Source organism: Pseudomonas sp. 25 R 14 (assembly GCF_900004755.1).
Lineage (GTDB): Bacteria > Pseudomonadota > Gammaproteobacteria > Pseudomonadales > Pseudomonadaceae > Aquipseudomonas > Aquipseudomonas brenneri.
The window spans coordinates 268,010-277,929 of sequence record NZ_CVTS01000028.1; the positions used below are offsets into that span (position 1 = coordinate 268,010).

The following is a 9,920-nucleotide window of genomic DNA, read 5'->3' on the forward strand; positions in this document are numbered from 1 at the left end:
TACACCGCGCCGTCTGCATCGCAGGCAAGCCAGCTCCCACATGAACGGATGCGCAAAGGGTATACTCCCGCTCTTTTTTCCGGAGCGACGTCATGTCCCTGCCAAGCCTGCGCCTCAAAGCCAACGCCGATCGCCGTTTGCGCAACGGCCACCTGTGGGTCTACAGCAACGAAATCGACGTGGCCGCCACCCCACTCCACGGCTTCCAGGCAGGCGACCAGGCTATTCTGGAAGCGGCTGGCGGCAAGACCCTGGGCATCGTGGCCATGAGCCCGAACAACCTGATCTGCGCGCGCCTGCTGTCGCGCGACATCAAGCTGCCTTTGGACAAGTCGCTGCTGGTGCACCGCCTGAACGTCGCCCTGTCCCTGCGCGACCGCCTGTTCGACAAGCCGTTCTACCGCCTGGTCTACGGCGATTCCGACCTGTTGCCAGGCCTGGTAGTCGACCGTTTCGGCGACATCCTGGTGGTGCAGATTGCCTCTGCGACCATGGAAGCCCATAAGGACGACGTGATCGCCGCCCTGACCCAGGTGCTCAAGCCGAGCGGCATCCTGTTCAAGAACGACTCCGCCGCGCGCGACGCCGAAGGCCTCAACCGCTACGTCGAAACCGTATTCGGCCTGGTGCCGGAGTGGGTCGCTCTCGAAGAAAACGGCGTGAAGTTCGAAGCCCCGGTGATCCAGGGCCAGAAGACCGGCTGGTTCTACGACCACCGCATGAACCGCGCACGCCTGGCCCCGTATGCCAAAGGCAAACGCGTCCTCGACCTGTACAGCTACATCGGCGGTTGGGGCGTGCAAGCTGCAACGTTCGGCGCCAGTGAAGTGTTCTGCGTCGACGCCTCGGCCTTCGCCCTCGACGGCGTCGAGCGCAACGCCGCGCTGAACGGCGTCGCGGAGAAGATGACCTGCATCGAAGGCGACGTCTTTGAAGCGTTGAAAGAACTGAAAGCCAGCGAAGAACGCTTCGACGTGATCGTCGCCGACCCACCGGCCTTCATCAAACGCAAAAAAGACATGAAGAACGGAGAAGGCGCCTACCGCCGCCTCAACGAGCAAGCCATGCGCCTGCTCAGCAAGGACGGCATCCTCGTCAGCGCCTCGTGCTCCATGCACCTGCCGGAAGACGACCTGCAAAATATCCTGCTGACCAGCGCCCGCCACCTGGACCGCAACATCCAGATGCTGGAGCGTGGCGGCCAGGGCCCGGACCACCCGGTGCACCCGGCGATTGTCGAGACGCGTTACATCAAGAGCATCACCTGCCGGTTGTTGCCCAATAGCTAAGGCTTCACCCACCCCTGTAGGAGCGAGCTTGCTCGCGAAAAACGCCAACGATAACGCAGTGCTACCGGGTAACCTGCGTCGCCTATGCGTTTTTCGCGAGCAAGCTCGCTCCTACAGTGGGCCGGGGCATATTCGGAATCACTGTTTAAACACCCATAGACGCTGGCGCCTCCTACCTTTTCTCTTCTAACCACAGAAGAGGACGAAGGAATGTCCACCTCACAAAATGCGCATCGACTGCGTGCAGGGCGCTATTCAGAGCCTGGAAGAATCTATCTGCTCACCGCCGTGACTCACCAGCGGCAGGCAGTCTTCAAGGACTGGCGTATCGGCCGCCTACTTGCCAGCGAGTTCAGAAGGGCACAGGAAGACGGCGAGGCAACTTCGCTGGCCTGGGTAGTCATGCCTGACCATTTCCATTGGCTGATCGAATTGCATAACGGCGATTTGCCTAGGCTGATGCAAATCACCAAATCGCGAAGTGCCCGCGCCATCAATCAGACGAGACGCTCCTTCGGGACGATCTGGCAAAAAGGTTACTTCGACCGAGCGCTACGCTGGGAAGAGGACTTGAAGGTTGTGGCCCGCTACATGATTGCCAATCCTTTGCGAGCCGGTCTGGTCGAGCATATCGGCCAATACCCGCTGTGGGATGCCATCTGGCTTTGAAACACCCCCTGTAGGAGCGAGCTTGCTCGCGAAGAACGCCAACGATAACGCAGCGCCCCCAGGCAATCTGCGTCGCCTATGGGTTTTTCGCGAGCAAGCTCGCTCCTACAGGAAGACGGTGTAGAATCGACCCTATTCATCGCCAGTCATCCCCCGGCGGGTTTATGAGCTCAAGGCCAATGCGCACGGCGATCCCGTCACGTTTGCGGCAACTTCCGGACACCAGTGCCACTTTTCGGGTGTTCCAGACGTCAATAGAAGCTCACTCCCCTTTTGATTCCTGATTAGCCGCCCGGAGTGCTCCATGCCAGATTACCGCTCGAAAACATCCACCCACGGCCGCAACATGGCCGGCGCGCGCGCACTGTGGCGTGCCACGGGGATGAAGGATGACGACTTCAAGAAGCCGATCATCGCGATTGCCAACTCGTTTACCCAGTTCGTACCGGGCCACGTCCACCTCAAGGACCTGGGCCAACTGGTCGCCCGCGAGATCGAACGTGCTGGCGGCGTGGCCAAGGAATTCAACACCATTGCCGTGGACGACGGCATCGCCATGGGCCATGACGGCATGCTGTATTCCCTGCCGAGCCGCGAGATCATCGCCGACTCCGTGGAGTACATGGTCAACGCCCACTGCGCCGACGCCATCGTGTGCATCTCCAACTGCGACAAGATCACCCCGGGCATGCTGATGGCCTCGCTGCGCCTGAACATCCCGGTGATCTTCGTCTCTGGCGGCCCGATGGAAGCCGGCAAGACCAAACTCGCCTCCCACGGCCTCGACCTGGTGGACGCCATGGTGATCGCCGCCGATTCCAGCGCTTCTGACGAGAAGGTCGCGGAATACGAGCGCAGCGCTTGCCCAACCTGCGGTTCGTGCTCCGGCATGTTTACCGCCAACTCGATGAACTGCCTGGTGGAAGCCCTGGGCCTGGCGTTGCCGGGCAACGGTTCTACACTGGCGACCCACAGCGACCGCGAGCAGTTGTTCCTGCAGGCCGGCCGCACCATCGTCGAGTTGTGCAAGCGTTACTACACCGAGAACGATGAGTCGGTATTGCCGCGCAATATCGCCAACTTCAAGGCGTTCGAAAACGCCATGACCCTGGATATCGCCATGGGCGGTTCCACCAACACCATCCTGCACTTGCTGGCCGCAGCGCAAGAAGCCGAGATCGATTTCGACCTGCGCGATATCGACCGCCTGTCCCGGCATGTACCCCAGCTGTGCAAAGTCGCGCCGAACATCCAGAAGTACCACATGGAAGACGTGCACCGTGCCGGCGGGATCTTCTCGATCTTAGGTTCCCTGGCCCGTGGCGGCCTGCTGCACACCGACCTGCCGACCGTGCACAGCAAGTCCCTGGCCGAAGGCATCGCCAAATGGGACATCACCCAGACTGACGACGAAGCCGTGCACACCTTCTTCAAGGCCGGCCCTGCCGGGATCCCGACCCAGACGGCGTTCAGCCAGTCGACCCGTTGGGAAACCCTGGATGACGACCGTGAAAACGGCTGCATCCGTAGCGTCGAGCATGCCTACTCGCAAGAAGGCGGCCTGGCCGTGCTGTACGGCAACATCGCCCTCGACGGCTGCGTGGTGAAAACCGCCGGCGTGGACGAGTCGATCCATGTGTTCGAAGGTCGCGCCAAGATCTACGAAAGCCAGGACAGCTCGGTACGCGGCATCCTCGCCGACGAAGTGAAAGAAGGCGACATCGTGATCATCCGCTACGAAGGCCCGAAAGGCGGCCCGGGTATGCAGGAAATGCTCTACCCGACGTCGTACCTCAAGTCCAAGGGCCTGGGCAAAGCCTGTGCGCTGCTGACCGACGGTCGCTTCTCCGGCGGTACTTCGGGCCTGTCCATCGGCCACGCTTCGCCAGAAGCCGCTGCCGGCGGCGCGATTGGCCTGGTGCAAGATGGCGACAAGGTGCTGATCGACATTCCAAACCGTTCGATCAACCTGTTGGTCAGCGATGAAGAACTGGCCGCACGCCGGGTCGAGCAGGACAAGAAGGGCTGGAAGCCGGTGGAGAAGCGTCCGCGCAAAGTCACCACCGCGCTGAAGGCTTACGCGCTGCTGGCCACCAGTGCCGACAAGGGTGCGGTACGTAACAAGGCCATGCTTGACGGTCTGTAAGCCCCGCCCATGAAAATGCCCCGCCAGGTGCGGGGCATTTTTTTGCCTGCCTGAATCGCCAAGCCACAGGAGATCAAATGTGGGAGCTGGCTTGCCTGCGATGCGGACACCACGGCGTACCTGATACACCGCGTCGATGCCATCGCTGGCAAGCCAGCTCCTACAGGGTTATTGGATCTCGTCGGGCTTGACGATCACCCAGTTCTTGTCCGCCGTCACCGGCAAGCCTTCCTTGGCCTGGGCCGCAGCGTGTTTGGCGATCATGCCGTTCATTTGCGTCATGTACTTGTCCTTGCGGTTGATCCACAAGTGAATGCCGCCCTTGGCCACGTCCACATCGTGAAACAGCATGTAGCCGTCGCTGGTAGGGGTGTCGCCGCCAACCAGTACCGGCTTTTTCCATTCATCGATGTAGGTGAGGATCGCCGCGTGCTTGCCGGCCATCCAGGTCGCCGGGGTCCACAGGTACGGGGTCAGTTCCAGGCCGAGGTTGGCCTTTTCGTCATACTTGCCGGCCGTGACTTGCTTGCGTGCGGTGGTCAGCTCGCCAGTCTTGCGGTCCTTGAGCAGCAGGCTGACGCCAATCACGTTCTGCGGTTTCACGTTGTAGCCGTACTTGGGATCGGACGCGACCATGCGCACCAGCTCTTCAGAGGCCGCCGTCATCACGTACACATCGATGCCGTTTTCCATCAGCTTGTTGTACAACTCGGTCTGGCCGGTGAAGATTTTCGGTGGCTGCACCTCCATGTTCTTCACCACATCGCCTTCGAAGTAGGTGACCGGTACCGGCTTGCCGGAGGCCATCAGCTCATCGACGTAGCCCTTGAGTTCCTTGAGGGTGAAGCCTGCGAACACCTGGGCGACCCACGGATAGCAGACCATGTCGTCCACTTCACACAGGCGATAGTAGTAACTGAACAGGCTTTCCTTATGATCGGCGGTGTCTTTGAACGGCATAAGCTTGAGCGACGGGTCGAGACTGTCACGCGTGATCAGGCCCTTGTTCTCCATGTACGGCAGCAGCGATTCTTCGAGGTCGAAGCGGTAGCTGGTGTTGTCCATGTCGAACACCGCGTAGTTACCCTTGTTGGCATTGGCGGCGATCATCTCATTCAGTTGCTTGGCGGCGGGTGCGGGCCAGTGTTTCAACTCGGTGGCGGCCATGACCTGGCTGGCAAGCCCCAGGCATAGCGCGGCGGCAAACAGTCTCGGCGCGAGCTTCATGTGCGTTTTCTCCCTGAGTGAAAGGCATAAACGCTAACAAATCTGTATGACAACGCCCGCTACACGCACGACCGACGGCGTCCTGATCCCGCCACCCACGTACACAGGAACGTCAACGCCTTATTCCAAAAACGACAGTCGCCATTCCATAACGGTATTAAATCAATATATTTCAAGCTGTTAGGATTTCCGGTTCGCAGTCGCACGCTCATGCGATTGGCAGTCCTTTACCTGGAGCTTCAATGAATCTGCCGCTGATTCTCAACCTGCTGGTGTTCCTCGCATTATTGCTGGGCCTGGCACAAACCCGACGTACTCACTGGAGCCTGGCCAAGAAGGTGTTGTTCGCCTTGGTCCTGGGCGTTGCCTTCGGCGTGGCCCTGCACACGATCTACGGCGCTGGTCACCCGGTACTCAAGGCCTCGATCGGCTGGTTCGACCTGGTCGGCAATGGTTATGTGCAACTGTTGCAGATGATCGTGATCCCGCTGGTGTTCGCCTCGATCCTCAGCGCCGTGGCCCGCCTGCACAACGCCGCGTCCCTGGGCAAGATCAGCTTCCTGACCATCGGCACGCTGCTGTTCACCACCGCCATTGCGGCGCTGATCGGTATCGGCCTGACCAACCTGTTCGGCCTTACCGCCGAAGGCCTGGTGGCCGGCACCCAGGAACTGGCGCGCCTGCAAGTGATCCAGAGTGACTACGCGGGCAAGGTCGCCGACCTGAATATCCCGCAGTTGCTGCTGTCGTTCATCCCGCAGAACCCGTTTGCCGACCTGGCCCGGGCCAAGCCGACATCGATTATCAGTGTGGTGATCTTCGCCGCGTTCCTGGGCGTTGCCGCGTTGCAACTGCTCAAGGATGACGTGGAAAAAGGCCAGAAAGTGCTGAACGCCATCGATACCCTGCAAGCCTGGGTGATGCGCCTGGTGCGCCTGGTCATGAAGCTGACCCCCTACGGCGTGCTGGCGTTGATGACCAAAGTGGTCGCCAGCTCCAACCTGCAAGACATCATCAAGCTCGGCAGCTTCGTGCTGGTGTCCTACCTGGCGCTAGGGCTGATGTTTGTAGTCCACGGCCTGTTGCTGTCGCTGGCCGGGATCAACCCGCTGCGCTTCTTCCGCAAGGTGTGGCCGGTGCTGACCTTCGCGTTTACCAGTCGCTCCAGCGCAGCAAGCATCCCGTTGAGCATCGAAGCGCAAACCCGTCGCCTGGGCATCCCGCAGTCCATCGCCAGCTTTGCTGCTTCGTTTGGCGCGACGATTGGCCAGAACGGTTGCGCCGGTCTGTATCCGGCGATGTTGGCGGTGATGGTGGCGCCGACCGTGGGCATCAACCCGCTCGACCCATTGTGGATCGCAACATTGGTGGCGATTGTGACCTTGAGCTCGGCCGGTGTGGCAGGCGTGGGCGGCGGTGCGACGTTTGCCGCGCTGATCGTGCTGCCAGCGATGGGCTTGCCGGTGGCGTTGGTGGCGTTGCTGATTTCCGTAGAGCCGCTGATCGACATGGGCCGTACGGCGTTGAACGTCAATGGCTCGATGACGGCGGGGGCGATTACCAGCCAGATCATGCAGCAGACGGATAAAGAATTGCTCAATGCCGATGAGCATCCGGAACTAGCACAGGCATAACTCTGTAGGAGCGAGCTTGCTCGCGAAGACTGTTAACGATGACGCGGGCATACTGAATGGCCGTGTCGCTCTCAGGTTCTTCGCGAGCAAGCTCGCTCCTACAGTTAGGCTTTTTCCCAGACTTCGAAGTTGTAGGCCGGCTTGTCGCCTTCTGCCGGATTCTGCACATTCGACACCAGCTTCCACTGGTTCAAGTCAAACGCCGGAAACCACGCATCCCCCTCCGGGCTCAACGCAACCCGCGTCAGATACAGGCGATCCGCCTGCTCCAGCCCTTGCGCATACAATTGCGCGCCGCCGATCAGCATCAGCTCATCCACGCCCTGCTCCAACGCCCAGGCCTCGGCCCGCGCAACGGCTGCATCCAGTGAAGGAAAAACTTCCGCACCTTCGAGCATCAGATCGGTCTGACGACTGACCACAATGTTCAAGCGGCCCGGCAACGGTCGCCCCAGGGAATCCCAGGTCTTGCGCCCCATGATGATCGGCTTGCCCAGGGTGGTGGCCTTGAAATATTTGAAATCCCCCGGCAAATGCCAGGGCATGCTGTTGTCGACGCCGATCACGCGGTTTTCACCGAGGGCTGCGATCAGGCTTAAAGGGAGAGTTTTTTTCATGACGACGAGAATACCAGAGGCGCGGGCCAGGGGTTATGCTCCAGGCTCACTGACACAACAGGACGGCGCGTGACTGCACTGAACCCCCTGCAAAAACTCTGGCTGACGGAAACCGTGCGCCTGCGTGAAGAACACGCAGGCGCCCTGGAGGACCAGGAAGCCAATCGCCTGGCCCGCAGTAGCGGCGGCGACCTGCCGACACGCATTCAAAACCGTGCCCTATGGCTGGCCGAGCGCGACGGCCTGAGCGCCGCCCTGCACCATTGGCTGCAAGGTGCGCGCCTGGCGCTGATCGTGCTGATGGTGCTGGCCGTCGTCAGCGGCGCCGGCCTGGCCTTCGCCGCACTGGGCAACGGCCTGACCCCGGTCAATGTGTTCTGGGCCCTGGGCAGCCTGCTGGGCTTGAACCTGATCCTGCTGCTGAGCTGGGCCCTGGGCCTGCTGTTTGCCGGCGAGCACAGCGCCAGCCTCGGCCGCCTGTGGTTGTGGCTCAGCGAAAAACTCGCCCGCGATGCCAAGGCCGCGCAACTGGCGCCGGCGTTGTTGTTGCTGCTGCAACGCCACAAGCTCAACCGTTGGGCGGTCGGCGTGCTGGTCAATGGCCTGTGGCTGCTGGCGCTGTGCAGCGCGCTGGTGATCCTGCTGACCTTGATGGCCACCCGGCGCTACGGCTTTGTCTGGGAAACCACCATTCTCGGCGCCGACACCTTTGTCAGCGTGACCCAGGCCCTGGGCAGCCTGCCCGCCCTGCTCGGTTTCAGCGTGCCGACGGTGGAAATGATCCGCGCCAGCGGCGACTCTGCACTCAATATCGAAAGCGCCCGCCAGGCCTGGGCTGCCTGGCTGGTGGGCGTATTGCTGGTCTATGGCCTGCTGCCCCGGCTGCTCCTCGCCCTGCTCTGCCTATGGCGCTGGCAACGTGGGCGTGCCGCCTTGCGCCTGGACCTCAACCTGCCCGGCTACAGCGCGTTGCGTGAAGCCTTGATGCCCAGCAGCGAACGCCTCGGTGTGAACGATGCGGCTCCAGAACAGTTGCACCCAGTCAGCGGCGGGGCCAGCGAGTTGCAAAGCGATGGCGCCCTGCTGGTGGCCATCGAACTCGACGACCAGCACCCCTGGCCGCCCAAACTGCCGGCCACGGTCAAGAACGCCGGCATCCTCGACAGCCGCGAGTCGCGCAACAAATTGTTGGAACAATTGACCCGCTTCCCGCCCGCCCGCCTGGTGATCGCCTGTGACCCACGCCGCTCGCCGGATCGCGGCAGCCTGGCGTTGATCGGCGAACTGGCCCGCTGCGCCAGCGCCACCCGTGTCTGGCTGCTGCAAGCACCACCGGGCCAGGCACTGGATGCCGAGCGCCTCGGTGATTGGCACACGGCCTTGCAGCAACTGGGTTTGCCCTTCGCTGATTGCGCACCGCTTACCTGGCTGGAGACTGGTCATGACTAAACCCCTGAAACTGGCGGTGGTCGGCCACACCAACGTCGGCAAGACCTCGCTGCTACGCACCCTGACCCGTGACGTGGGCTTTGGCGAAGTGTCCCACCGCCCCAGTACCACCCGGCATGTCGAGGGCGCGCGCTTGTCGGTCGACGGTGAAGCTTTGCTGGAGCTGTACGACACGCCGGGCCTGGAAGATGCCATCGCCCTGCTCGACTACCTCGAACGCCTCGACCGACCGGGCGAACGCCTCGACGGCCCGGCCCGCCTCGCCCGTTTCCTGGAAGGCAGCGAAGCCCGCCAACGCTTCGAACAGGAAGCCAAGGTGTTGCGTCAACTGCTCGCGTCCGATGCCGGCCTGTATGTGATCGACGCCCGGGAACCGGTACTGGCCAAATACCGCGACGAGCTGCAAGTGCTGGCCAGTTGCGGCAAGCCACTGCTACCGGTGCTCAACTTTGTCAGCAGCAGCGACCACCGCGAGCCGGACTGGCGCGAAGCCCTGGCCCGCCTGGGCCTGCATGCGCTGGTGCGGTTTGACAGTGTGGCGCCCCCCGAAGATGGCGAGCGACGGCTGTATGAAAGCCTGGCCCTGTTGCTGGAAAGCTCACGCCCACAGCTGGAACGGCTGATCCTTGATCAAGAGGCTCAACGCCAGGCGCGCCAGCAAAGCGCTGCCCGCCTGATCGCCGAGCTGCTGATCGACTGCGCCGCGTGCCGGCGCAGTGTGGTCACCGAGGATGAACAACAAGCCATCGGTGATCTGCGCAAAGCCGTGCGCCAGCGCGAACAACGTTGCGTCGAAGCCCTGCTCAAGTTGTTCGGTTTCCGCCCGCAAGACGCTGCGGCCAGCGACCTGCCGCTGCTGGACGGGCGTTGGGGCGATGATTTGTTCAAC

Annotated in this window: 8 protein-coding genes and 1 pseudogene; 7 read left to right on the forward strand and 2 right to left on the reverse strand. The window is 61.8% G+C overall.

Annotation, left to right across the window (positions count from 1 at the left end; genetic code table 11):
* The first annotated feature begins 92 nt into the window (after positions 1–92).
* The 3 genes from BFQ03_RS07035 to ilvD all read left to right on the forward strand — a co-directional run bounded on the left by BFQ03_RS07035 (position 93) and on the right by ilvD (position 4,104).
* Positions 93–1,289: a class I SAM-dependent rRNA methyltransferase gene (locus BFQ03_RS07035; RefSeq protein ID WP_065942758.1), complete on the forward strand. Its 1,197-nt coding sequence runs from the start codon at positions 93–95 to the stop codon at positions 1,287–1,289.
* Between the two features lie 210 nt (positions 1,290–1,499).
* Positions 1,500–1,958: an REP-associated tyrosine transposase gene (locus BFQ03_RS07040; protein ID WP_065942759.1), complete on the forward strand. Its 459-nt coding sequence runs from the start codon at positions 1,500–1,502 to the stop codon at positions 1,956–1,958.
* Positions 1,959–2,262: 304 nt separating this feature from the next.
* The gene (gene ilvD / locus BFQ03_RS07045; protein WP_032858842.1) at positions 2,263–4,104 is read left to right on the forward strand and encodes a dihydroxy-acid dehydratase; all 1,842 of its coding nucleotides are present in this window, start codon (positions 2,263–2,265) and stop codon (positions 4,102–4,104) included.
* Between the two features lie 168 nt (positions 4,105–4,272).
* On the opposite strand, the gene BFQ03_RS07050 is transcribed toward ilvD, so the two are convergent.
* Positions 4,273–5,271, reverse strand: coding sequence for an HAD family hydrolase (locus tag BFQ03_RS07050; RefSeq protein WP_162237635.1), 999 nt, complete (start codon positions 5,269–5,271; stop codon positions 4,273–4,275).
* A 302-nt stretch (positions 5,272–5,573) separates the two neighbouring features.
* Between BFQ03_RS07050 and BFQ03_RS07055 the strand changes: the two genes are divergently transcribed.
* Positions 5,574–6,965 (forward strand): L-cystine transporter, encoded by a 1,392-nt coding sequence (locus tag BFQ03_RS07055; protein ID WP_032858845.1) that lies wholly within the window; start codon positions 5,574–5,576, stop codon positions 6,963–6,965.
* A 16-nt stretch (positions 6,966–6,981) separates the two neighbouring features.
* Positions 6,982–7,071: pseudogene (locus BFQ03_RS30545) on the forward strand (outer membrane lipoprotein carrier protein LolA); the annotation flags it as partial.
* Here BFQ03_RS30545 and BFQ03_RS07060 read toward each other — a convergent pair.
* Entirely contained in the window at positions 7,070–7,582 is a 513-nt protein-coding gene (locus tag BFQ03_RS07060) for a dihydrofolate reductase (protein ID WP_065942760.1), read from the reverse strand. The pseudogene BFQ03_RS30545 and the gene BFQ03_RS07060 sit on opposite strands and share 2 nt — an antisense overlap.
* A 69-nt stretch (positions 7,583–7,651) precedes the next feature.
* On the opposite strand from BFQ03_RS07060, the gene BFQ03_RS07065 reads away from it, so the two are divergent.
* Positions 7,652–9,031: a DUF2868 domain-containing protein gene (locus tag BFQ03_RS07065; RefSeq protein WP_065942761.1), complete on the forward strand. Its 1,380-nt coding sequence runs from the start codon at positions 7,652–7,654 to the stop codon at positions 9,029–9,031.
* A partial coding sequence (locus BFQ03_RS07070) for a DUF3482 domain-containing protein (RefSeq protein ID WP_065942762.1) occupies positions 9,024–9,920 on the forward strand: 897 nt, incomplete at its 3' end. The genes BFQ03_RS07065 and BFQ03_RS07070, both read left to right, overlap by 8 nt.